Annotated in this window: 21 protein-coding genes; 5 read left to right on the top strand and 16 right to left on the bottom strand. The window is 68.3% G+C overall.

What is annotated here, in order from left to right:
* Positions 1-429: 429 nt before the first annotated feature.
* Positions 430-768 (bottom strand): P-II family nitrogen regulator, encoded by a 339-nt coding sequence (locus AC1DES_RS17820; RefSeq protein WP_476897031.1) that lies wholly within the window; start codon positions 766-768, stop codon positions 430-432.
* Positions 765-2141, bottom strand: a complete 1377-nt coding sequence (locus AC1DES_RS17815) for an ammonium transporter (protein WP_476897030.1) — start codon at positions 2139-2141, stop codon at positions 765-767. Before AC1DES_RS17815 ends, AC1DES_RS17820 begins: the two co-directional genes overlap by 4 nt.
* Before the next feature lie 241 nt (positions 2142-2382).
* On the opposite strand from AC1DES_RS17815, the gene AC1DES_RS17810 reads away from it, so the two are divergent.
* Entirely contained in the window at positions 2383-3624 is a 1242-nt protein-coding gene (locus AC1DES_RS17810) for an MFS transporter (RefSeq protein WP_476897029.1), read from the top strand.
* 84 nt (positions 3625-3708) lie between these two features.
* Here AC1DES_RS17810 and ftsY read toward each other — a convergent pair whose 3' ends face one another.
* The 7 genes from ftsY to coaD all read right to left on the bottom strand — a co-directional run bounded on the left by ftsY (position 3709) and on the right by coaD (position 11982).
* A complete protein-coding gene (gene ftsY / locus AC1DES_RS17805; RefSeq protein WP_476897028.1) occupies positions 3709-4923 on the bottom strand; it encodes a signal recognition particle-docking protein FtsY in 1215 nt (404 codons plus the stop codon).
* A gap of 65 nt (positions 4924-4988) precedes the next feature.
* Entirely contained in the window at positions 4989-8594 is a 3606-nt protein-coding gene (gene smc, locus AC1DES_RS17800; RefSeq protein ID WP_476897027.1) for a chromosome segregation protein SMC, read from the bottom strand.
* A 163-nt stretch (positions 8595-8757) separates the two neighbouring features.
* Positions 8758-9753: a bifunctional DNA-formamidopyrimidine glycosylase/DNA-(apurinic or apyrimidinic site) lyase gene (mutM, locus tag AC1DES_RS17795; protein ID WP_476897026.1), complete on the bottom strand. Its 996-nt coding sequence runs from the start codon at positions 9751-9753 to the stop codon at positions 8758-8760.
* A gap of 9 nt (positions 9754-9762) precedes the next feature.
* Positions 9763-10518 (bottom strand): ribonuclease III, encoded by a 756-nt coding sequence (rnc, locus tag AC1DES_RS17790; RefSeq protein ID WP_476897025.1) that lies wholly within the window; start codon positions 10516-10518, stop codon positions 9763-9765.
* A 21-nt stretch (positions 10519-10539) separates the two neighbouring features.
* Positions 10540-10743: a 50S ribosomal protein L32 gene (gene rpmF / locus AC1DES_RS17785; RefSeq protein ID WP_009356569.1), complete on the bottom strand. Its 204-nt coding sequence runs from the start codon at positions 10741-10743 to the stop codon at positions 10540-10542.
* A 36-nt stretch (positions 10744-10779) separates the two neighbouring features.
* Positions 10780-11304: a YceD family protein gene (locus tag AC1DES_RS17780; RefSeq protein WP_476897035.1), complete on the bottom strand. Its 525-nt coding sequence runs from the start codon at positions 11302-11304 to the stop codon at positions 10780-10782.
* A 183-nt stretch (positions 11305-11487) separates the two neighbouring features.
* The gene (gene coaD / locus AC1DES_RS17775; protein WP_476897024.1) at positions 11488-11982 is read right to left on the bottom strand and encodes a pantetheine-phosphate adenylyltransferase; all 495 of its coding nucleotides are present in this window, start codon (positions 11980-11982) and stop codon (positions 11488-11490) included.
* 48 nt (positions 11983-12030) lie between these two features.
* Here coaD and AC1DES_RS17770 point away from each other — a divergent pair, with 48 nt between their 5' ends.
* From AC1DES_RS17770 to AC1DES_RS17760, 3 genes are read left to right on the top strand one after another with little or no spacing between them, the layout of a single operon-like run.
* A complete protein-coding gene (locus AC1DES_RS17770; protein WP_476897023.1) occupies positions 12031-12936 on the top strand; it encodes an SDR family NAD(P)-dependent oxidoreductase in 906 nt (301 codons plus the stop codon).
* On the top strand, positions 12933-14150 hold the full coding sequence (locus tag AC1DES_RS17765) for an aminotransferase class I/II-fold pyridoxal phosphate-dependent enzyme (protein WP_476897022.1): 1218 nt from the start codon (positions 12933-12935) through the stop codon (positions 14148-14150). Before AC1DES_RS17770 ends, AC1DES_RS17765 begins: the two co-directional genes overlap by 4 nt.
* Positions 14151-14152: 2 nt before the next feature.
* Complete coding sequence (locus tag AC1DES_RS17760; protein ID WP_476897021.1) at positions 14153-14938, top strand: spermidine synthase; 786 nt, start codon at positions 14153-14155, stop codon at positions 14936-14938.
* On the opposite strand, the gene rsmD is transcribed toward AC1DES_RS17760, so the two are convergent.
* From rsmD to thiL, 4 genes are read right to left on the bottom strand one after another with little or no spacing between them, the layout of a single operon-like run.
* Entirely contained in the window at positions 14935-15528 is a 594-nt protein-coding gene (gene rsmD / locus AC1DES_RS17755; protein ID WP_476897020.1) for a 16S rRNA (guanine(966)-N(2))-methyltransferase RsmD, read from the bottom strand. The genes AC1DES_RS17760 and rsmD overlap by 4 nt on opposite strands.
* 39 nt (positions 15529-15567) lie before the next feature.
* A complete protein-coding gene (locus AC1DES_RS17750; RefSeq protein WP_476897019.1) occupies positions 15568-17823 on the bottom strand; it encodes an ATP-dependent DNA helicase RecG in 2256 nt (751 codons plus the stop codon).
* Positions 17813-18895, bottom strand: a complete 1083-nt coding sequence (locus tag AC1DES_RS17745; RefSeq protein WP_476897034.1) for a DAK2 domain-containing protein — start codon at positions 18893-18895, stop codon at positions 17813-17815. The genes AC1DES_RS17750 and AC1DES_RS17745 overlap by 11 nt, the downstream gene beginning before the upstream one ends.
* A gap of 22 nt (positions 18896-18917) precedes the next feature.
* The gene (thiL, locus tag AC1DES_RS17740) at positions 18918-19988 is read right to left on the bottom strand and encodes a thiamine-phosphate kinase (protein ID WP_476897033.1); all 1071 of its coding nucleotides are present in this window, start codon (positions 19986-19988) and stop codon (positions 18918-18920) included.
* A 128-nt stretch (positions 19989-20116) separates the two neighbouring features.
* On the opposite strand from thiL, the gene AC1DES_RS17735 reads away from it, so the two are divergent.
* Positions 20117-20620 (top strand): DUF3515 family protein, encoded by a 504-nt coding sequence (locus tag AC1DES_RS17735; RefSeq protein WP_476897018.1) that lies wholly within the window; start codon positions 20117-20119, stop codon positions 20618-20620.
* A 3-nt stretch (positions 20621-20623) separates the two neighbouring features.
* Here the strand turns inward: AC1DES_RS17735 and AC1DES_RS17730 are convergent, their stop codons facing one another.
* Genes AC1DES_RS17730 through AC1DES_RS17720 form a run of 3 tightly spaced genes read right to left on the bottom strand, consistent with a single transcriptional unit; the run spans position 20624 to position 23609 of the window.
* Entirely contained in the window at positions 20624-21769 is a 1146-nt protein-coding gene (locus AC1DES_RS17730) for a D-alanine--D-alanine ligase family protein (RefSeq protein ID WP_476897032.1), read from the bottom strand.
* Positions 21770-21786: 17 nt separating this feature from the next.
* Positions 21787-22839 (bottom strand): NAD(P)H-dependent glycerol-3-phosphate dehydrogenase, encoded by a 1053-nt coding sequence (locus AC1DES_RS17725; RefSeq protein ID WP_476897017.1) that lies wholly within the window; start codon positions 22837-22839, stop codon positions 21787-21789.
* Positions 22836-23609 carry a lysophospholipid acyltransferase family protein gene (locus AC1DES_RS17720; RefSeq protein ID WP_476897016.1) on the bottom strand — a complete coding sequence of 258 codons (774 nt, stop codon included), beginning with the start codon at positions 23607-23609 and terminating at the stop codon, positions 22836-22838. The genes AC1DES_RS17725 and AC1DES_RS17720 overlap by 4 nt, the downstream gene beginning before the upstream one ends.
* Positions 23610-23615 lie beyond the last annotated feature (6 nt).

Genomic DNA, 23615 nt, shown 5'->3' with positions numbered 1-23615 from the left:
CTCGGCGATCCCGGCATCGTTGGCGGCCAGGCTCTGCCTCAGGATCTCGCCGGTTTCACGGTCGATCGCGCAGCCCTTCACGCTCCGTGCATGGACATCCAAACCGACGTAAGTACGCTTATTCATGGCTGGAACCTCCAGACGTTCAAMTGTGGCTCTGCCAGTCCATACCCCCGCACCTAACGTGCGGAAGACCCGGAACGGCAACCCACGAACCTCTTTGAACCCGAGGTTCCAGTCCTCCGGACCGGGAACCGGCCACACTTCATATCGTCTAGACGCCCGGAGGGCTGGCCCAGCTAGACGCCCGGAGGGCTGGCCCAGCTGAACGGCCGGCCGGCCGGCCAACGCGGACAGAAGGAAGCGGGCCGGATACCTTTCCGGTATCCGGCCCGCTTCTTCACATCTGTTCCGCTGGCGCGGGTTCGGCTAGATGGCGGCCGATCCGCGCTCCCCGGTGCGCACCCTGACTGCCTCGAACACATCCATCGTCCATACCTTGCCGTCTCCGGCCCGGCCGGTGTTCGAGCTGGCAATGATGACATCCAGGATGTCGTCCGCCTGCTCGTCTGTGGCCAGTACCTCGACCCGGATCTTGGGCAGGAGGTCCACGTTGTACTCGGCCCCGCGGTACACCTCGGTGTAGCCGCGCTGCCGGCCGTAGCCGCTGGCCGCGCTGACCGTGAGGCCCTGCACGCCGTAGGCTTCCAGCCCTTCGCGGATGGACTCAAGCTTTTCCGGACGGACGATTGCTGTGATCAGTTTCATGCCCCCACACTTTCCTTACCTGCTGCGGTCTTCTTGCCGTTCGATGCGACGTCCACGGCGGCTACCCCGGCGGCGGATCCGAGGTCCTCGCCCTGCGGCTTGCCGGTGATGAGCTCGTGCAGCGGCTGGAAGCTTCCGCCGTGGCCGCCGACGCCGAACTCGTAGGCGGTCTCGGCGTGCAGGCTCAGGTCCACGCCGACGACTTCCTGTTCCTGGGATACCCGGAAGCCCATGAGCTTGTGGATCGGGAAGGCGATGATGAAGGTCATCACCGCGGTGAAGATGATGGAGCACAGTGCCGCGAGAACCTGGGCGACGAGCTGCGTGGTGCCGCCGCCGTAGAACAGGCCCGCGGTGCCCTGGGTGGGGGTAGCCAGGAAGCCGATCGCCACGGTGCCGACAACACCCGAAACAAGGTGCACGCCGACGACGTCGAGCGAGTCGTCATAGCCGAACTTGAACTTCAGGCCGACGGCGAGGGCCGAGGCCACACCGGCGACGACGCCAAGGGCGATCGCGCCGAGCGGGGAGACGTTGGCGCAGGCCGGGGTGATGGCGACAAGGCCGGCCACGACGCCGGAAGCGGCGCCGAGGGACGTCGGGTGACCGTCGCGGAAGCGTTCGACGGCGAGCCAGCCGAGCATGGCCGCTGCCGGAGCGGCGAGGGTGTTGATCCAGATCAGGCCGGCCTGCTCGACCGTGGCGGCGGCACCGGCGTTGAAGCCGAACCAGCCGAACCAGAGGATTGCAGCGCCCAGCATGACGAACGGGATGTTGTGCGGGCGGTGGTTCGGGTCCTTGCCGAAGCCCTTGCGGTTGCCGATGATCAGAACCAGGATGAGGCCGGCCACGCCGGCGTTGATGTGGACCACGGTACCGCCGGCGAAGTCGATCACCGGGGCAAACGTCTGGCCGAACCAGCCGTCCTTGGAGAAGAGGCCCCCGCCCCAGACCATGAAGGCCAGCGGCGCGTAGACAAGGGTGGCCCAGATAGGCGTGAAGATGACCCACGCCGAGAACTTGGCCCGGTCGGCGACGGCACCGGAAATCAGGGCCACCGTGATGATGGCGAAGGTGGCCGCGTAGCCTACCTTGAGCAGATCCGCCGGGTCGGTGAAGTTGTGCAGCCCGAAGTGGCTGAAGGGGTTCGCGAAGATCTGGAAGAAGTTGTCTTCGTTGCTCGTAGCCATCGAGGCGCCCCACAGGACCCACATGATGCCCACGGTTCCAATGGCGACGAAGCTCATCATCATCATGTTCAAAGCCGACTTGGCGCGGGTCATGCCGCCGTAGAAGAATGCGAGGCCCGGGGTCATGAACAGCACGAGGGCTGATGCGACCAGGAGCCAAACGAGACCTGCGGTGAGTTCCATGGTCTACGTCCTCTCTTGCTTTTAGGTGCGGACTTGTCCGCCGGTCCCAACGCATGTTTGCGTTCTAAGAAAAGTTTCGCCGGGTCGTGTTTCGCCGGCGGAGGATTTAGATTGCCGGAGTGTTACAAGAACCTCCCGGACGTAAATGGTGCGTCTCGCGCTTGTTACGGTTATGTTTCACGCGATTAATCACTCCCGCCGCCATCCGGCACCCGGGACTTCCCCAAGGACGACAGCACCTATGAGCAAAACCACCCGTTTCCGCGGCGGCGCGCTGCCTGAGGCAGGCGACGGTCAGCCGGGCCGCGGCCGCCTGCCCCGGGACATCAAGGTGATGCTGGTTGCGGCGTTCCTCATTGCGATCGGCTTCGGCCTTGTCGCGCCGGTGCTCCCGCAGTTCGCCACGACTTTTGATGTGGGTGCGACGGCGGCTGCCGTGATCGTGAGCATCTTCGCGTTCATGCGGCTCGTCTTTGCCCCGGCGGGCGGTGCCCTGATCGTGCGGCTCGGCGAACGGCCGGTCTATGTCGCCGGACTGCTGATTGTGGCCGCGTCCACGGCGGCGTGCGCATTCGCCCAGAACTACTGGCAGTTGCTCGTCTTCCGGGGACTCGGCGGCGCCGGTTCGGTGATGTTCACGGTGGCGTCGATGGCCCTGGTGGTCCGGCTGGCGCCGCCGAAGAGCCGCGGCCGTGTCTCCGGGGCCTACGCCTCGGCGTTCCTGATCGGAAATGTCTGCGGGCCGATCGTCGGCGGGCTGCTCGCGAACTTCGGGCTGAGGGTTCCGTTCCTTGCCTACGCGGCGGCGCTGGTGCTGGCGGCGCTCGTCGTCCAGACCCAGCTCAGCCATGCTCCGGCGGGCTCGCGGCTGCCGGGCTCAACTCCTCCGGCCATGGAGCTGCGCGAAGCGCTGCGGGACAGCGCCTACCGGGCCGGGCTGTTTTCCAGCTTCGCCAACGGCTGGGCCACGTTCGGGGTGCGGATGGCGACGGTGCCGCTCTTCGCCGTCGTCGCCCTGGGCGCCGGGCCGACGTCCGCCGGCTGGGCGCTGGCGGTGTTCGCGGGCGGCAACGCGGTGGCACTGACGTTCTCGGGCCGGCTCGCGGACAGCGCGGGCCGGAAGCCGATGATGCTGGCGGGCCTAATGGTCACGGGAACGGCCACGGCAGCCATCGGTTTCACGCACGAGCTGCCCTGGTTCCTGCTCGCGTCAGCAATCGCCGGGATCGGCTCCGGGCTGCTCGGCCCGGCCCAGCAGGCGGCAATAGCCGACGTGATCGGCAACGAACGCTCCGGCGGCCGGGTCCTGGCCGTCTTCCAGATGACCCAGGACAGCGGTGCGATCATCGGCCCGGTGGTCGCCGGCCTGCTGGCGGACCGGCTGGGCTACGGCTGGGCCTTCGGCGTCACCGGCAGCGTGCTGATAGCCGCGGCCGCGGTCTGGCTGCTGGCACGCGAGACGTTCCAGCGGCCAGCCGCATAATCCAAGGCGGTGGCGGACGCCGCCCCAGGCCTGGTTCAGCCGCGCGGCTCAGTTCAGCTGCACGGCCCGGCCGGGCTTCGCGGCCTAGTTCAGCAGCGCGTCGACGAAGCTTTCGGCGTCGAACGGCGCCAGGTCATCGGCGCCCTCGCCGAGGCCGATGAGCTTGACCGGAACGCCGAGTGACTTCTGGATGGCGACGACGATCCCTCCCTTGGCGGTGCCGTCGAGTTTCGTTAGGACAATGCCCGTAATGTTGACGACTTCGGCGAAGACACGGGCCTGGTTCAGTCCGTTCTGGCCCGTCGTGGCATCCAGGACCAGGAGCACCTCGTCGACCTCGGCCAGCTTCTCGATGACGCGCTTGACCTTGCCGAGCTCGTCCATCAGGCCGACCTTATTCTGCAGGCGCCCGGCGGTGTCGATCATGACGACGTCGACTTCCTGCTCGATGCCTGCCTTGACAGCCTCGTAGGCGACCGACGCCGGGTCTGCGCCGTGGACGTCGGATCGTACCGTGGGGACCCCGACACGCTGTCCCCACGTGGCCAGCTGCTCGGCGGCGGCGGCGCGGAAAGTGTCAGCGGCGCCCAGCAGGACGTCCTTGTCTTCGGCTACGAGCACGCGGGCGAGCTTGCCGACGGTCGTGGTCTTGCCCACGCCGTTGACCCCTACCACCATCATGACTGCGGGTTTGTCGGCATGGCGTTCGACGTTGAGGCTGCGGTCCATGGTGGGGTCCACGAGCTTGATGAGTTCCTCGCGCAGGAGTGCCTTGACGTGCTCGGGCGAGCGCGTGCCGATCACTTTGACGCGCTCCCGGAGGGCGTCCACGAGCTGCATCGTCGGCTCGGTGCCAAGGTCGGCCAGCAGGAGGGTCTCCTCCACCTCGTCCCAGACGTCCTCATCGATCTTGTCCGCGGAGAGCAGTGCCAGCAGGCCCTTGCCGAAGATGTTGTTGGACTTGACCAGGCGTTCCCGCAGGCGGGTCAGGCGCCCGGCCACGGGCAACGGGGTCTCCACCGGCACGGTTTCCAGCCCCGCGACGTTGTCCGGCACCTCGACCGTTTCGAGGCCTTCAAGGTCGACGGCGTCGGGAGCCTTGCGTTCGCGGACTGGCCCCGGACCGTCCTCCACGAGGGTTCCGGCGGCGCCGGTGCCTGTCGCCGCGGGATCGTTCGCATCACGCGTTCCGGGGTAGTTCGTGATGTTCTTCCGCGTCTTCATGAGAACCGGAATCAGCACGCCAAGGACCACCAGGGCAGCGAGAATGGGCAGGAGAATGGGGAGGATGTCGTTCACTCCCCTAGCTTCTCATAAACCCCGAACACGCCGCGGGCGTAGACCCCGCGGCAGTGCCGCCCGGGTCAGACCCCGGCGCCGAGCCGCTGGCTGATCACGGTGGAGACGCCGTCCCCGCGCATTGTCACGCCGTACAGGGCGTCGGCAACCTCCATGGTGCGCTTCTGGTGGGTGATGATGATCAGCTGGCTGGACTCGCGCAGCTCCTCGAAGATGGTGATGAGGCGGCCCAGGTTGGTGTCGTCCAGGGCGGCCTCCACCTCGTCCATGACGTAGAAGGGCGAGGGCCGGGCTTTGAAGATGGCCACGAGCAGTGCCACCGCAGTGAGCGAACGCTCCCCGCCGGAGAGCAGGGACAGCCGCTTGATTTTCTTCCCGGCCGGGCGGGCTTCCACTTCGATGCCCGTGGTGAGCATGTCGGAAGGGTCGGTCAGGATCAGCCGGCCTTCGCCTCCGGGGAACAGCCGCGCGAAGACGCGGACGAACTGGGCGGACGTGTCCTCGAATGCTTCGGCAAAGACCTTCTGCACGCGCTCATCGACTTCCTTGATGATGTCCAGCAGGTCCTTGCGGCTGGATTTGAGGTCCTCGAGCTGGGTACTGAGGAACTGATGGCGTTCCTCGAGCGCGGCAAATTCCTCCAGCGCCAACGGGTTGACCTTGCCCAGGGCCGAGAGATCCCGTTCGGCCCTCTTGAGCCGTTTTTCCTGCTCTGCGCGGACGAAGGGCCCGCCCTCGGGAATCTCGCGGCCTTCTTCGTCCACGGGGGCGCGCAACGCAGCCCATTTGTCGCCGGATCCACCCGCGGGCAGGGGCACGGGTTGATCGGGGCCGTAGTCGGCCACGAGCTGGTCCGCGGTGAGCCCCAGCTCCTCCACGCTCCTGAGCTCCAGCGCCTCGATCCGGAGCCGCTGCTGCGCGCGGGCGAGCTCGTCGCGGTGAACGGAGTCCGTAAGGTCCGCCAGTTCACGGGCCAGGGCGCCGTTGCCGGTCCTCACCTCCGCGAGCTCGCGGTCCATCCGTTCCCGGTGTTCCTCGGCGCTGTCCCGTTCCTGGCGGGCGAGTTCCACGGACGCGTCGATGAACCCGAGCACATGGTGCACGGCGGTCGAAACGGCGGCTGCCCGCCGGGCCTGGAGCCGGCGCCGGCGCGCGCGTTCGGCGGCCTCCTCCCGGGCGCGGCGCTCGGTGGCGGCAGCGCGTTCGAGCGAGGCCGCCCGGTTGCGGGTGGAGCCCAACTGCTCCTCAGCACTCCGCAGGGCGAGCCTCGCGTCCATTTCGCTGCTCCGGGCCAGCGAGGCGGCCAGGGCCAGGGCGTCGCGGTGCTCCGGGGAAGGCTCCTCCTCGGCGGGCGCACCCTGGGCCGCGGCCAGCCGCGCCGACACCGCTTCCAGGGATTCCTGCTCGCTGAGGATGTTGCCCTCGGCCTTGGCCAGGGACGCGGCCAGGCGGTCACTTTCCCCGACGGCGCTGCGCAGCACCGAGTTGAGGTGCCCCAGGCGCTCGGCGACGGCCGCCAGCTTCGCATCGGAGTCGTGGAGCCTGCCCAGGGCGGCATCCGCACGGTCCTCGGCCTCGGCCCGCCGGGCCTGCGCGGCCGAGAGGGCGAAGCGGTTGCGTTCCAGCCCGGCCGTGACCGAGGCCAGCTTCGCCGCGGCGTCGTCGACGGCCGCCTGGACTTCGAGCAGGGAAGGTGCCTTGGCGGAGCCGCCATCCACCGTCAGCGCCGTGAATACGTCCCCGGCCGTGGTGGCGGCAGCGAGTTCGGGGCGGGCAGCAATCAGCCGCGCCGCGGCGTCCAGGTCGCCGACGACGGCGATCCCCGCCAGGAGCCGGTCCACCGGCCGGCGGAGATTTGCCGCCTCGGCGGCACCCGAGGCCGTGACCAGTCCGGCCGCCCAGCGGGCCCCGTCCGGAAGCGGCGGGACATCGGGCACGGGACGAGCCGCGCCGGCCGGAACATCCGCCAGCAGCAGCGAGGCCCGGCCGGCGTCGTCGTCCTTCAATAACCTCACAACAGCAGCGGCGGCGTCGCCGTCCCGCACCACGACGGCATCCGAGGAACTGCCGAGGGCAGCGGCTATCGCGGACTCGAACCCGGGCTCCACGGTAATCATGGCCGCCAGTGCTCCCAGCACGCCGGACTCACCGGAGCCGAGGACATGCCCGGAGCCGTCCTTCCGGTTCAAGCCCAGCTGGAGGGCGTCGCGTCGCGCCACGAGGGCGCCGCGTTCCCGCTCGCCCTCGCGTTCGGCCGCTTGCAGGGCATCGATCTCGGCGACGACGGCGTCCAGGGCCGCGCTGGCGTCCTCGTACTCGGCGTCAAGGCCCTCCTCGCCGTCCTCCACGCCGGCCACCTGCGACTCCAGTGCCGTGAACTCGCTTTGGGCATGCCTGCGGCGCTCCTCGCCGGCCTTCTGTGACTCCCGCAGCCGGCCGAGTTCGGCCTGGGCCGACTCCACCCGGGACCTGGCCGCGCCGACCTGCCCGGCGAGTTTGGCCAGGCCTTCGCGCCGGTCTGCGGCGGCGCGGAGCAGGGCCGCGAGCCGTTTGTTCTCCGCCTCGGCAGCGTTCTCGGCGTCCTGTTTGGCCGCGGTCGCGGCCTCCAGGGCGAGGCGCCGTGCCAGGATCGCTTGCTCCAGCCCGGCTTGTTCTTCACGGACGCGGGCCGCCTGCTGATCGAGCTGGTCGGGGTCCCGGCCGGAGTCAGGGACCCCATCCGCGGCGCCGAGCAGGCGGCGGCGCTCCCCGGCGAGCGAGCCAAGGGAACGCAAGCGTTCGCGTGCGGCGGAGAGCTGGTACCAGTTCTCCCGCGCGGCGTTGAGCTTCGGCGTCGCCTCGGCGGCAAGCTGCTCGAGGGCTGCCTGGCGCTGGCGGCCGGCCTCGAGGTCCCGGTCGACGACTGCACGGCGGCCCTTGAGTGCCGCTTCATCCGCGGCGTCCTGTGCCAGCGCGGACTGCAGCTGGACGAGGTCGTCGGCCAGGAGGCGTGAGCGTGCATCGCGGACCTCGAACTGGACGGTCTGGGCGCGCCGGGCCACCTCGGCCTGTTTCCCCAACGGGGTCAGTTGGCGCCGGAGTTCGCCGGTGAGGTCGCTGAGGCGCTGCAGGTTCGCCTGCATGGCTTCGAGTTTGCGGACCGTCTTTTCCTTGCGGCGGCGGTGTTTGAGGATGCCCGCGGCCTCCTCGATGAAGCCGCGCCGGTCTTCCGGGGTGGCGTGAAGGACCTTGTCCAGCTGGCCCTGGCCGACGATCACATGCATTTCCCGGCCCAGACCGGTATCCGAGAGCAGCTCCTGGATGTCCAGCAGCCGGCAGCTGGCGCCGTTGATGGCGTACTCGGAACCGCCGGTGCGGAACAGGGTGCGCGAGATGGTCACTTCGCTGTACTCGATGGGGAGGGCGCCGTCGCTGTTGTCGATGGTCAGCGAGACGTGGGCCCTGCCCAGGGGCGGCCGGCCGGACGTGCCGGCGAAAATGACGTCTTCCATCTTTCCGCCGCGGAGTGTCTTGGCCCCCTGCTCGCCCATGACCCAGGCGAGGGCGTCCACCACATTGGATTTGCCCGAGCCGTTCGGGCCGACCACCGCGGTGACGCCTGGTTCGAACTCAAACGTGGTCGCTGAGGCGAACGACTTGAATCCCCGAACGGTCAGGCTCTTCAGATGCAAGGTGCTTCGGCTCTCTTTCGGTGGCGGCAGCAGCAACCGCTGCCGGGGGTGCTTTCCTGCCCCAAATCTACCGGTTCAAGCGCGGAAAGCCGGGGATTTCGGGGGTTAGACGGGCTGGACACCGGCCGCCGGGCGGACCCGGCCCAGCGTGAGGGTGCCGGGTTCACCAGCGGCCGTTCCGGGGCCGGGGCTGGCACACGGGGCAGGTGTAGGAGGAGCGGTTCATGAACTGTTCCCGCTTGAGCAGGCTCACGGTGCCAGCCGCTGCACAGCGTTTGCATTCCTGGCCCTCGCGGCCGTAGGCGTTGAGGGCGCGGTCGAAGTAGCCGGAGGCTCCGTTGACGTTGACGTAAAGCGAGTCGAAGCTTGTCCCGCCGGCGGCGAGGGCTTCGGTCATGACTTCGCGGGCGGCCTCGAGCACCCGGAGGGCGTCCGGGCGGCGAAGGGTGTCCGTGGGCCGGGCATAGTGCAGCTTCGCCTTCCACAGGGCCTCGTCAGCATAGATGTTGCCGATACCGGACACCAGGCCCTGATCCAGCAGGGCGCGCTTGAGCCCGGTCTTGCGGGTGCGGAGGCGCCGGTAGAACCCGTCGAAGGAGAAGTGCGGGTCCAGCGGGTCCCGGGCAATGTGGGCGGCCTCCGCGGCGATCAGCGGCAGGGGCGTTTCGGCGAGCCCACCGGGTCCGCCGTCCGGGGTCGGGATGAGCGAGGTCAGGAACAAGCCGCCGAAGATACGCTGGTCCACGAACCGGAGCTGGTCCGGCATTCCCTCGGCAGCGCTCAGGCGCAGCCGCACTTTCAAGTGTTTCTCGTCCGGCACGCCCCCGTCCTGCATGAGGAGCTGCCCGGACATGCCAAGGTGGGCCATGAGTGCCACGGCGGGAAGCGCCATCGAATCCCCCGAGGCCACGGCATCCGGCCCCGAAGGGAACGGTCCGGCCGGCGCGGGCGTGTCCGCCAGCGGCATCCACAGGAATTTACCGCGCCGTACTACGTCCAGGACGCGGGCGCCTTCCAGGTTTCCGGCGAAGTCCTCGGGTCCGAGCGCGTGCCGGCGCAGGGAACGGGGGTCCACCACGTCAACAGAAGTGATGGTCCGTCCCCGCACCCAGCTCACCAGGCCGCGCCGGACAACTTCGACCTCTGGCAGTTCAGGCAAGGCTGCTGCCTAGCTGCCGGTCTGCGTCGACGGCGTGTCCGGCGGGGATGCCGGGACCGCTCCCGACACATCCGGCACGGAACCGGCCGGGGCCGTCAGCCGGCGCCAGGCGTCGGCGGCGGCTTCCTGTTCGGCTTCCTTCTTGGAATTGCCGCTGCCGGTGCCGTAGTCAGTGCCGCCGATCCGCAGCACGGCCTCAAAGGTCCGCGCGTGGTCCGGCCCGGAGCCGTCCACTGCGTAGTTGATGGTTCCGAGCTGCCGGCTGGCGGCTAGCTCCTGGATGGACGTCTTCCAGTCGGTTCCGGCGCCGAGGGCTGCCGCGTCCTGGAGCAGCGGCCCGATCAACCGCATCACCAGCTGCCGGGCCGTCTCGATGTCATTGGAGATATAGGTGGCACCGATCAGCGCCTCCATGGTGTCCGCCAGGATGGACGCCTTGTTCTTGCCTTCGGTGAGCTTTTCGCCCTGCCCAAGGTAGATGTAGTCACCCAGCCCGATGCTGCGGCCGATGCCTGCCAGCGCCCGGGTGCTGACGACGGCGGAGCGGCGTTTGGCCAGGTCGCCTTCGGGCAGCGTGGGGTTGTCGCGGTACAGCGCGTCGGTTACAGAGAACCCCAGAATGGAGTCGCCCAGGAACTCGAGCCGTTCGTTGGTGGGGATGCCGCCGTTTTCGTAGGCGTAGGAACGGTGTGTCAGAGCAAGACGAAGCGTCCCGGCGTCAATAGAGACACCGAGACGCTTCAGAAGCTCTTCAGTTGAAGACATCTTATTCAGCCAGTTGGCGGATTAGACGTCTGCGACCTTGCGGCCCTTGTATTCAAGGAACAGCGCGGTGCCAGCCGAGTCGGTAACGACCTTTGCCTGGTGCGGCAGGCTGTAGGTAACCTGGCCGTTTTCGACAGTCTTCACCAGGTGGGGGGCAGTTGCCTTCCACTGGGAGCGGCGGGCGCGGGTATTCGAGCGAGACATTTTCCGCTTCGGGACAGCCACGGCTAACTCATTTCTCTCTAGTCCAACACTTACAAATCAGTTTTGCCGGTCAGGCTTAGCCAAGTCAGCTAGGGCGGCCCAACGAGGATCTACGATCTCGTGGTGATGCCCCGGCTCGTCTTCCAGGCGAACTCCGCATTCGGAGCAAAGGCCCTGGCAGTCTTCCCGGCACACCGGCTGGAACGGCAGCATGGTGACAACTGCGTCCCGCAACACCGGCTCAAGATCGATCAGATCGTGCTCGACTCGACGTTGCTCTTCTTCGTCTTCTTCGTCGGAGAACTCAGCGTCCTCGTAGAAGAAAAGTTCTTGCACATTGACCTCCAGGTCATACGCAAGGGGATCCAGGCATCGGCCGCATTCGCCAGTAACTTCGACGTTTGCAGTTCCTGATACCAGAATTCCTTCGTGTACGGCCTCAAGCCGCAGGTCCAGCCCGACATCCGAGCCTTCCTGCACGCCAATGAGTGCCACACCAAGATCACTTGGCGCGGGTACATGTTCCTTCAGCGTCCGCATGCTTCCCGGACTGCGTCCGAGGTCCTTGACGTCGAACGCCAGGGGCGAACTAGCATCTCGTTTAATGAGAACTCCTGTTGAACATATGACCGACGTACTATCTTAGCCTGAACTTCCGGACGGACTCAAACCGGGCGGCAGGCCTGCGGTCAGGGACCGCGGTCCAGCCACGATTCGGGCCGCGCAACCGGCGGCAGGCCGCCGAGTACCGGTCAAGCTTACCCTCTACGCGACTGGTCCTGGACCGGGCTCGCCCGGGACGAGCCGTTTCAGCACGGACCGGGGAACGAAGTCAGAGACATTCCCGCCCAGCGTGAACACTTCCTTGATGAGGGTGGAGGACAAGTGGAGGTAGTGGCTCTCCGCGGGAAGGAACACCGTTTCGACCCCGGTCAGCTGCCGGTTCATGGTGGCCATCGGCAACTCGTAGTCGAAGTCGGAGGACGAGCGCAGGCCCTTGACGATTGCGGACACCCCGCGCCTGCGGCAGTACTCCGCGAGGAGCCCCTCCCCCACCGGTTCCACCACGATGCCGCGCAGCGACGCGAAGGTTTCCCGGGCCATGTCGATCCGTTCCTCAAGGCTGAAGCGGTATTTCTTGGCGTAGTTGGTCGAGACTCCCACGATGACCTCGTCGAAGAGTCCGGCGGCCCGGGCGATGACTTCCAGGTGGCCATTATGGATGGGGTCAAAGGACCCAGGGCATACGGCGCGTCTCATGCTCCGAACCTACCGTATCCGCGCCACAGCCCGGGTTACCATGACTAAATGTCAGCATCAAGCAAACCCATCAGCGTGCCTTTCACCGTGGATGGCGGCGTCGTTCTCATCACGGGTGCCGCTATGGGCATGGGCCGGCTCTACGCCCTCCGCGCCGCCCGCGAGGGCGCCGCCGTCGTGATTCTCTGGGACCTGGACGCCGATGGCCTGGCATGCACGGCCGCCGACGTGGGCGCCCTCGGGGCGCGCGCCGTCGTCCGGGAGGTGGATCTCGCCGACCCCGCCGCCATCGCCCAGGCCGCGGAGGAAAGCCGGGCCGAAGGGCCGCTGGCGCTGCTGGTCAACAACGCCGGAATCGTCCGCGGCGCATACTTCTGGGACCACCGCCCGGAGCAGGACATCGCCTTGACCATGGACATCAACGCGCTGGCCCCGATGTACGTCACCCTCGCGTTCCTTCCGGAGATGATGGCCGACGCCGGCCGGCCCCGCCGGATCCTGAACGTCGCCTCCGCCGCCGGCACCGTCTCCAACCCGAGGATGAGCGTCTACGCGGCCTCCAAATGGGCGGTCATCGGCTGGAGCGACTCGCTGCGGCTTGAACTCGAGCAGCAGGGCTACGACCACCTGAAGGTGACCACCTTCTGCCCCAGCTACATCTCCACCGGCATGTTCGAGGGCGCGCGTGGTCCGCTGCTGACCCCGCTGATGACACCGGAGGACGCCGTGGACCGGGCCTGGCGGGCGACCGCGGCCGGGCAGCCGCAACTGATAGCTCCCGCGATGGCGAAACTGGGCAAGGTCCTCAAAGGCATCCTGCCGTTGCGGGCCTGGGACTTCGTCGGCGGCAGGATTTTCGGGATCTATTCCACCATGGACAAGTTCACCGGCCGGGCCGCCACAGGTGCCGACGCAAAGACCGGCGGCAATGCCGGCAAGGCAGGGTCGCTGTGAACGGGTCCGGCGCGTCAGCCAGCTTCCCGTGGCAGCGTGCCGCGTCGGGCGCCAATCTTCTCTCCGCCGACGGGTCGCTGGGCGTGACCATCTTCGAGGAAATGACCACGCTCGCCCTCACCACGGGCGCCATCAACCTCGGCCAGGGCTTCCCGGACGAGGACGGCCCGGTGGAAATCAAGGAGGCCGCCCAGGCAGCCATCGCCGCAGGAGCCAACCAGTATGCCCCGGGGAAGGGCATCCTCGGCCTGCGGGAGGCGATTTCCGTCCACCAGCAGCGGTTCTACGGGCTATCCCCGGACCCGCAGACGGAAATCATCGTCACGACCGGCGCCACCGAGGCCATCGCGGCCTCACTGCTCGCCCTCGTCGGCCCCGGCGACGAGGTGCTCACGTTTGAGCCGTTCTACGACTCCTACGGGGCCATCATTGGGCTCTCCGGAGCGACGCACGTCACGGCCCCGCTGCTCGCCCCGGACTTCATGCCCGATCTGGAGGCCCTCGAGACAGCCTTCAGCGACCGCACCAAGGTCGTACTGGTCAACAACCCGCACAACCCCACCGGTGCGGTGTTCCCGCGTGACGTGCTGCAGCGCGTCGTTGACCTCGCCGGAGCGCACGACGCCGTCATCATCACCGACGAAGTCTACGAACACCTCACGTTCGGCGTCCGGCACATCCCGGTGGCCACCCTCCCCGGGGCAGCCGAACGCACGCTGACGATTTCCTCCGCCGGGAAGACCTTTTCGTTCACCGGCTGGAAGATCGGCTGGCTCAGCGGCCCGGAACACCTCGTGTCCGCCGCCCGGACGGTCAAGCAGTTCCTGAGCTACAGCTCCGGCACCCCGTTCCAGGCCGCCATCGCCGTGGGCCTGGGCCTGCCGGAGGAGTTCTACACGGGCATTGCCGATACGCTCCAGTACAAGCGCGACATCCTCAGCGAGGGGCTTCGGGCGGCCGGACTGGACGTTTACACGCCGCAGGGAACGTACTTTGTGAATGTCGACACCGCCCCGCTCGGGATCACCGATTCCGTGGAGCTGGCCCGCCGGCTCCCGGCACTCGTGGGCGTTGCCGCGATCCCGGTGCCCGTCTTCTGCCACCCCGAGGGCGCCGAACGGACCCGCAGCCTGCTGCGGTTCGCCTTCTGCAAGAAGACGCATGTCCTCGAAGAAGCTGCCGAGCGGCTCGCGACCCTTCGCGACAGGCTTTGAGCGTGGCCGGACACCAGGGCGGCGCCTCGCGGTTCCTGCGGACAGCGGGCCAGCACGCCGCTATCGAACCGGATCCCTTTACCGACGGCAGCTTCGTGCTCAGCATCGGCGGGGCCGAGCAGTCCCACGTCAATCTGGCGGACCCGGACGAGATCTTCTATGAATACCTGCGCAGGATCGGCCATGTGGTCGATCTCGCGGCCCCGTGGGGGGAACCGATCAGCGCGCTGCACCTCGGCGCCGGCGCCCTGACCCTGGCGCGTTATATCCAGGCCACCCGGCCGGGGTCGGTGCAATACGCCGTGGAGCTGGAGCGTGAACTGCTGGACTTTGTGCTGCAGGAGCTGCCCCTCCCGGAGGGAACCCGGCTGCATACCGTGGTCGGGGACGCCCGGGCCGCCCTTGCCGAGCTTCCGGCGGAGCTGCGCTTCGACGTCGTGATCCTCGACATCTTCTCCGGGCCCGACGCGCCTGAGCACATAGCCTGCACGGAGTTCTACCTCGAGGCCGCGGCGAGGCTTACGCCGCGCGGGGTGCTGGTGGTCAACGTGGGCGACGAGCCCGGACTGACCCTGGTCCGCAGCCAGGTGGCCGCGCTGCGCCGGGCCATGGCCGATGTCTCGGCCTTCGCCGAGGCCGCCATGTTCACCGGCCGCTACCCCGGGAACATCATCCTGACCGGAACGCAAACGCCGTGGCCGGCGGCGTGGACCGCGGCGCTGACCGCGCGCGGGCCACACCCGGCCAAGGTGCTTTCCGGCGTCGAGCTGGACGCGCTGTCCGTCTAGGCTTCCGGCCCGGCGCTTGGCTCCGCGCTCGGCTCCGCGAACCACAGCCGGGTTTCCCCATACTTCTTCTCGGCAAACCGCTCCAGGCCCTCGGGCCACGCCGGCTCGGGGGTCCGGGACGAGCGTTCCGCTACGACGACGGCGCCTGCCGCGAGGTGCGGGGCAAGCTTGGCCAGCACGGCGGCCAGCGCCGGCTCGTCCAGGGGGTAGGGCGGGTCCAGGAATACCAGATCCCACAGGACGCCCTCCGCCGCGCGGTCGAGGAACGATTCGACCTTGGAGCGGTGCACGGTAACCACCTTGCGGCGCGCGACCGTGTTGACGAGGTCCGCATTCCGCTGGCACACGGCGCTGGCCTTGGCATCGAATTCCACGAGATCCACTAAGTCCGCGCCGCGGCTGGCGCTTTCAACCCCCAGCGAGCCCGATCCGGCGTAGAGATCCAGCACACGGGAGCCTGAGATCACGTCGAAGGCGTCCAGCCGCGAAAACAATGCTTCCTTGACCCGGTCCGTCGTGGGCCGGGTCAAGGTGCCGGGCACGCTGACCAGCGGGCTTCCTCCTGCCGCGCCGGAGATGATGCGGCTCATGCGCAGCCACCCGTGGATGTGCTTGCCTGGCTCGTGGTCCTAGCCGCGTTCAAGGAACGCCTCCTTCTCGGGGTTCAAGTATCCGTCAATCGCGGCCGCAAGGCCGGGCTGGCCTGCGAGGGAGGGATCGGCCGCCACGATCCCCTGGGCGTCCTGGCGCGCCCGGGCGATCACGTCCTCGTGTTCGAGCACGCGAAGCAGCTTCAGCGTGGAGCGGCCGCCGGACTGTGATGCACCCAGGATGTCCCCTTCGCGGCGCAGCTTGAGGTCCTCCTGCGAGAGCTCGAAGCCGTCCGTGGTGGCGGCCACCGCGTCGAGGCGGCGGCGGCTTGGATGGCCCGGTTCCAGCGTGGTCACGAGCAGGCACGTGCCGGGGAGCCCGCCGCGGCCCACCCGTCCGCGGAGCTGGTGGAGTTGGGAGATGCCGAACCGGTCGGCGTCGAGGATCACCATGAGCGTGGCGTTGTGGACGTCCACGCCGACTTCGATCACGGTGGTGGAGACCAGCAGCTTGGTCTCATTGGCGGTGAACGCGGCCATGGCCGCGGACTTGAGGGCCGGGTCCTGCCGTCCGTGGAGGGGTGCCACGGTGACGCCGGCCAGGGCCGGTTCGTCCAGGAGGTGTTCCACCACGCCGGTGACGGAGGCGAGCTCGCGCGCGCCGTTGTCGCCTTCCAGGTCCGCAGCGGAGGGTTCGGCCTCGCCGGGGGTGAAGTCGCCGTCGTCGTCCGTGCCGATCTTGGGGCACACCACATAGACCTGGTGGCCGGCGTCAATCTCTTCGCGTGAACGGGACCAGATGCGCGTGGCCCACGCCGGGTGTTCCGCCAGGCCCACCACGTGGGTGGAAATCGGGGCGCGGCCGGCGGGGAGCTCGTCGAGCACGGAGGTTTCGAGATCGCCGAACACGGTCATGGCCACGGTCCTGGGGATGGGGGTGGCGGTCATGACCAGCAGGTGCGGCGGTTTGCTGGCCTTGGCCCGGAGGGCGTCGCGCTGTTCCACACCGAAGCGGTGCTGTTCGTCCACCACGATCAGCCCGAGGTCATAGAAGGAGACGTTCTCGCTGAGCAGGGCGTGGGTTCCGATCACGATCCCGGCCGTCCCGGAGGCTGCATCCAGCATGGCCTGCTTCCGGGCCGCGGTGGGCATGGAACCGGTCAAGAGGGTGACCTGGACGGCGTCCGGGCCAAAGCCGCCGAGCATCCCGTCACGGGAGAGCGGGCCGAGCGTCCGGCGGATCGATTCGAAGTGCTGGGCGGCGAGCACTTCGGTGGGCGCCAACAACGCCGCCTGTCCACCGGCGTCGACCACCTGAAGCATGGCGCGCAGGGCCACGATCGTCTTGCCGGAGCCAACCTCGCCCTGCAGGAGACGGTTCATCGGCGAATCCTGGGCGAGCTCTTCGGACAAGGTCTTGCCGACGGCGGCCTGGCCGGCCGTCAAGGTGAACGGCAACTGGCGGTCGAAGGCGGTCAGCAGCCCGTCGGCGACCGGCCGGCGGCCCGTGGCTTCCTCGGCGGCGAGCTGGGCGCGGCGCCGGGCGAGGGCGGACTGGAGCACCAGGGCTTCCTGGTAGCGGAAGCGGTCGCGGGCGCGCTGCCAGTCCCCCGGCGTCTGCGGGGCGTGGATCAGGCGGTAGGCCTCCGCGACGGGCAGGAATTTCTCTCGGGCGGCGATTTCCGCGGGCAGTGGGTCGCCGATGGTTTCCAGGTCAACGGTGTCCAGAAGCGTCGTGATCACCTTCTGGATGGACCAGCTGGTGAGTTTGGCCGTGGCGGGATACACGGGGATGGGCATGGCGGCAAGCTTTTCCGGATCCATCCCCGGCAGGTCCGGATCCTCATCCAGCAGCTGGAAGTCCGGGTTGGTCAGGCCCAGCGAGCCCGCGTAGCGGGTCACCCTCCCGGAGAACATGGCACGGCGGCCCGGCTGAAGCTCGGCCTTGGCCCGGAAGCCGTTGAAGAAGCTGACTTTCAGGGTGCCCGGCAGGCCGGCCCCCGCGGGCCGGACGGTGGTGCCGGCTCCGACGTCGTCGGAGATCACGACGTCGGTGAGGGATCCCCGACGGGCGCGCATGGGCCGGGTGCTGCTGGAGATTACCCGCGCAATCAGGGTCACTTCCTCATCCAGCGGGACCTCGCTGATGGGGGTCAGTTCGCCGCGGCTGAGGTAGCGGCGCGGGAAGTAATCCAGCAAGCCGCCGACGGTGCTGATGCCGAGGTGTTTTTCAATGACGGCCGCGGAACGCTTGCCGATCCGGCGTTCCAGGCCGAGCTCAAGTTCAGCGGACATGTCCGTCGGGGGTCCGCACGTGGGCATCGGGCGCGCCAAGAGCGGGCACCTCAAAAGCACGGGGCGCATCAGAGACACGCGGAACGGCGAGCTCGCTCACGGACATGTCCGTGGGTTGACCGAGGGACCGGATCATGGCCACGGCGGGGTCCGGGTCCGTCACGTGGACGTGGACGCGCCAGCGGTAGTGGCCGGCGGCGTCCGCCGCGCCGCCCACCTGGCTCATGATGACGGAGTCGCCCATTTCGTCGAGCCGCTGGCGCATCATGGCGGCGTCCAGCGGCGAGAGCGCGATCGTGCACATGACTTCCACGCCGTCGTCGCGGGGCATGTCGGCGTGGATGTGGGGATCCTGCACGTCGTAGCCGTGCAGTCCGTCCAGGAGCTCGCCCTGGAGTTCTTCACCGAGCACGGCGGACCGCAGGCAGTCGAGGATGAGCAGCATCCCGACCCCGCCCGCGTCCACCACGTGGGCTGCATGCAGGGCGGCAAGCTGGTCTTCGGTGCGCACGACGGCGTCGAGGGCGGCCTCGACGGCGGCGTCCAGGGCCAGGGCCAGCGTGTGGTTGCTGTCGTCACCGTCGTGCGCCGAGTCCACGGCCGCGGCGGCGCGGGCGGCCGCTTCCATGACGGAGAGCATGGTGCCGGGCACGGGATCGCTCAGCGCGGACCAGGCGCGGATCTGGGCGCGGTTCAAGGCGGCGGCCAGCAGCGGGGCGCTCAGCCGGGTGTGGCCGGCCAGCGGTTCGGCGGCGGCGCAGAGGAACACGGCGAACAGGGTTCCGGAGTTGCCGCGGGCCTGTTCCATGGCGGCCTGGCCGGCCTGGGCGAGGACGGCTCCGACGTCGTTTTGGGCCGGATCAGGGGCCGCGACCACGTGCCGGGACTTCTCGCCGGCGCCGTGGACCTCTGTGGCGGCCCCCGTACCGTGGAAGGCGTGGGCCGCGGCGCGGACCGTCAGGTAGAGGTTGGTGCCGGTGTCGCCGTCGGCGACGGGAAAGATGTTGATGGCGTTCAGCCGGTCGCTGTGGTTGCCGAGCGTAGTTTCCGCCTTGCCCAACCACCGCTTCATCGCTTGCGCGTTGGCGGCAATTTTAGTCTGCAAAGTGATCCCATCCCACAGCGTCAGCGGGCCTGCCCGCGATGTTTACGCCCGTGCTTCCTGTTGGTGCAGGGGCCTCTACCGAGCCTATCGCAGTGAAACCGGGAGGCAGCTGAAGGCCTGCAGGGAATGTGGCGAGCAGTCCGTGGTCTTCGCCTCCGCCGAGGACCCAGGACATCGGGTCTGCTCCCAGCAGCCCGGATGCCGGCAGCAGCGGCACCGTCAGTTCCTTCAGCGCGGCCGCGTCGAGGTTGAGCACGGCGCGGCTGGCCGCGGCGAGGCGGTTCCCGTCCCGCACCAGGCCGTCGGAGATGTCCATCATGGCCGTGGCTCCTGACTCCCGGGCCAGGGGCCCGGCCGCGAGCGGCGGATGCGGCCTGCACTGGGTGTCCATCAGGGCCCGCTGGTCTGCGCTCAGGGTATGCACGCCGGCGCTCGATTCCAGCAGGGCAAGTCCGGCAGCGGCGCGGCCGACGGTGCCCGCCAGGGCCACCGTGTCCCCCGGGCGGGCCCCGGACCGGAGGACGGGGTCCTTGCCGTCGAGGGTCCCCAGGATGGCGATGCTGACGGACAGTTCCCGGCCCCGGCCGAGGTCGCCGCCGGCCACCGCGCAGTCAGGGGCGCCGAGCTCCCGGATGCCGGCGGTGATGCCGTCCGCGAAGTCCTCCACCCAGGAGACAAGGGTCTCCGGCGGCATCGTCAGGCTGACCACGAGGGAGGTGGCGCGCGCGCCCATGGCGTTGATGTCGCTGAGGTTCTGTGCGGCGGCTTTCCAGCCGACGTCATAGCCGGAGGTCCGGTAGCCGTTGTTCCACTCGAGCCGGAAGTCCTGGTCCACCACCTGGGTGTCGATGCTCAGCACGGTCCGCCCGTCAGGGGCCGCGACGATCGCGGCGTCGTCGCCGGGCCCGAGGAGCACGGACGTCGTCGCGGCGGACCCGCGGTGCAGGCGCGGGAAGATGCGGTCCAGGAGAGCGGACTCGGTGAGTCCGGCAACGGTCAGCGGCTGCTCGGGAACGCGGGGACCGGGACCGGCGGATTCGGGCAGTGGAGAGGCGGGCATTGGGGAGTCGGGCATTGGGGAGTCGGGCGCAGCAGATTCGGGCACAGCCCTACGCTACCGCGACGGTGCGACAACGCGGGTTGCCGGCGGGGTCCGGGCACCCTGGTGGGCCGGGATAGGCTTGAAGGATGCACCAGTTCCGCGCCCAGGATTCCATTCGTCCGCTCCGAATCCTGGCGGGCGCGGCCCTCGCGGGCCTGGCGTTGGGCGGTTGCTCGCCGGTAGTCGACGTCGCCCCGGCGAAGGATGCGGCGAACGCCGCCTGCGCGCCCATGATGCTGGCGCTGCCGGACGCCCTGGGCGACGCCAAGCTGCGCAAGACCAACGCCCAGGCGACAGCCGCGTGGGGCGACCCGTCCCTCGTGGTCCTGCGCTGCGGCGTCAATGTCCCGGGGCCCACCACGGACCGCTGCGTCAGCGTGAACGGCGTCGACTGGGTCATCAAGGAAGGCAACCCGGTGTGGACGCTGACCACTTTCGGGCGAGAACCGGCCACGGAGATCCTGATGGATCCGGACAAGATCAGCTCGGCCACCGTGCTGGCAGACCTCTCGTCCTCCGCCCTGAAAATCAAGGCGACGAGGAACTGCGTCGGGCAGGCGGATCTTCAGAACCTGCCGCCCGGCAAGTAGCCGCTACCGCAGGCCGGTCTTGCGGTGCAGTGCCAGGTAGATGAGCTCGTCGATCAGATCCGCGTAACCCAGCCCCGAGGCCTTCCACATCTGCGGGTACATGCTCTTCGGCGTGAACCCGGGCATGGTGTTGATTTCGTTGATGATGAGTTCGCCGTCGGGGGTGTAGAAGAAGTCGACCCGGCTCAGTCCCTCGGCGCCGACGGCGTCGAAGGCAACGGCGGCGAGCTCCCGGACCCGGCCGATCGCCTCCTCGGGGATGTCGGCCGGGCAGCTGAGCGCGGCGGCGTCGTCCTCCACGTATTTGGCGTTGAAGTCGTAGAACTCGTGGCCGCCGCCCGCCACGGAAATCTCGCCGGGCATGGATGTCCGGGGAGCCTCAGTTCCGCGGCCTTCCAGTACGGCGCATTCAATTTCGCGTCCAACGATGCCGGCCTCGATGACGAGTTTGGGGTCGTGCTCGCGGGCCGTCTCGATCGCCGCGTCCAGGTGCTCCAGCGAGTCCACTTTGGAAATGCCCATGGACGATCCCGCCCGGGCCGGCTTGACGAACACCGGGAAACCGAGCTGGTCCACGCGTTTGCGGACCGTCTCCGGGTCATTGAGCCACTGCCGGTCCGTTACGGCGATGTAGGGCCCCACATGGAGTCCGGCCGATTCAAAGACGACCTTCATGAAGTGCTTGTCCATGCCGACGGCGGAGGCAAGCACGCCCGCGCCGACGTAGCGTGTGTCGGAGAGCTCCAGGAACCCCTGGATGGTGCCGTCCTCGCCGAACGGACCGTGCAGCAGCGGGAACACGACGTCCACGGAGCCGAGCTCCTGAGGAACCTGGTTCGGGGACGCGACGATCAGCTGGTGCTCGCCGCCGATCTCTGCCAGCGCGACGGTCTGCGCCGAGGGCGCTACTTCCGGCAGCGCGGACGCGGAAAGCGACCACTCCGTGGTGTCGCCGGAGGCCAGCACCCACTGGCCGGTCTTGGCGATGCCGATGGGGATGACCTCGTACTTGTCCTTGTCGATCGCACCGAGCACGCCGGCGGCGGTCACGCAGCTGACCGCGTGTTCGCTGGAGCGACCGCCGAACAGCACGGCCACCCTGGGCCTGGGCTGGCTGGAGCGGGTCTCTGTGGTCACGGTCGTGGGCACGTTGTTTTCAGCCACTCTCAGTAATCGCCTTCGGATTTAAGGTCCCGGGCCAGCAGCAGCGGGCCCAGTTCGTCTACGGACAATTTTCCGGCCAGTACGGCAACCACGGCGGCCGTGATCGGCATTTCCACGCCAAGTTTGCCCGCCAGTTCGTGGACGGCCTGGCTGGACTTTATCCCCTCGGCCGTTTGGTTCATTTCGGCGGTGACCTGCTCAAGGGTCAGTCCCTTTCCCAGCAGCCGCCCGGCGGTGTGGTTCCGGGAGAGCGGCGAGGAGCATGTTGCCACGAGGTCACCCAGGCCGGCGAGCCCTGCCATGGTCCGTGCCTGCCCGCCCAGGGCGAGCGTAAGCCGGGACGTCTCGGCGAGGCCGCGCGTGATGACCGAGGCTTTGGTGTTGTCCCCCATCTGCTTGCCTTCACAGATGCCGACGGCCAGGGCAATGACGTTCTTGACGATGCCGCCGATTTCGACGCCGATCACGTCGGTGGTGGTATACGGGCGGAAGTAGGGCGCTGTGCAGCTGCGGGCGACCCAGGCCGCCGCTGCGGCGTCGGAGCAGGCCACTACGGAGGCGGTGGGCTCTTCCCTGGCGATTTCCATGGCCAGGTTGGGTCCTGAAACGACGGCGACCCGGGCGGCCGGAATGTCGAGCTCCTCACAGATCACTTCGCTCATCCGGGCGTCGGTGTGCAGCTCGAGGCCCTTCATCAGGGACACCACGAAGGCACCGGCCGGGACGAGGTGTTTCCATTCGCGCAGCTGCGGCCGCAGGGTCTGCGCCGGGACGGCGAGGATGACGAGCTCGGCGCCGGCCAGGACCTCGGCGACATCAGTCGAGGCCGTGATGCCGGGTGGAAGCTCGATGTCCTTGAGGTACTGCTCGTTCCGGTGCGCCGTGTTGATTTGGTCCACGACCTCCGCCCGGCGGCCCCACAGGCGGATGCGGCGCTCAACCCCCGAGGCCGTGGCCGCGTCGGCGACGATCTTCGCGAACGTGGTTCCCCAGGATCCTGCCCCGAGGACGGCCACGGTGGTGGCGGCGCCGGAACCGTGGACGTCCGCCGTCATGCGGCGCCGTCCGCGTCGGTGCCCTGGGTGTCCCGGCGCTCGACGAAACGGCCGTGAGTGGACTGGTTGTGCGCGGAGGGGTCCCACCGCTGCGCCGGCGGCTCTTCGCCTCGCAGGCCTGCGAGCAGGCCCGTGATGGCGTCCATGATCACGGTTGTGGCCTCGGTGAGGGTCGCCCGGTCCAGCGGCCGGTCAGCGAAAGCGCTCAGATCGACCGGATCGCCGACGACGAGCCGGGACGTCTTGCGCGGGAAGATATGGAACCGCTTGGCGTAACGTGGCAGGACCTCGTGGGCTCCCCAGTGGGCCATGGGCACCACAGGGATTCCGCTTTCGAGGGCCATCCGGGCAGCGCCGGTGTGGCCTTTCATCGGCCACAGCCCAGGATCACGGGTGAGGGTGCCTTCCGGGTAAATGATGATGGCGCCGCCCTCGCTCACGATTTCCTTGGCGAGCTGCAACGAACGGTTGGCCCCCGCAGAAGAGCGTTCCACGGGAATTTGCTTGGCGGCGCGCAGCACGGCGCCGAGGACCGGCACCTTGAAGAGTCCGGCTTTGGCCAGGAAGTGCGGCATCCGTTTCTGGTTGTAGAGCATGTGCCCCACCACCAGCGGATCGATCTCGGTGCAGTGGTTGGGGGCGGCAATGAAGCCCCCAGCCGGGAGCTTGTCGAGTCCCTCCCACTTCTTGTTCATCAGCAGATTCATCACGGGCCGGACAATCCCGGCGACCGCGACAAAGGTGATGTGGCTTTTGGCCGATTCCTTCACAGGTCC

The organism is Arthrobacter sp. 05T442, assembly GCF_056395945.1.
The sequence above is the reverse complement of the archived record's forward strand: the minus strand, read 5'-3'. Positions and strand labels throughout refer to the sequence as shown.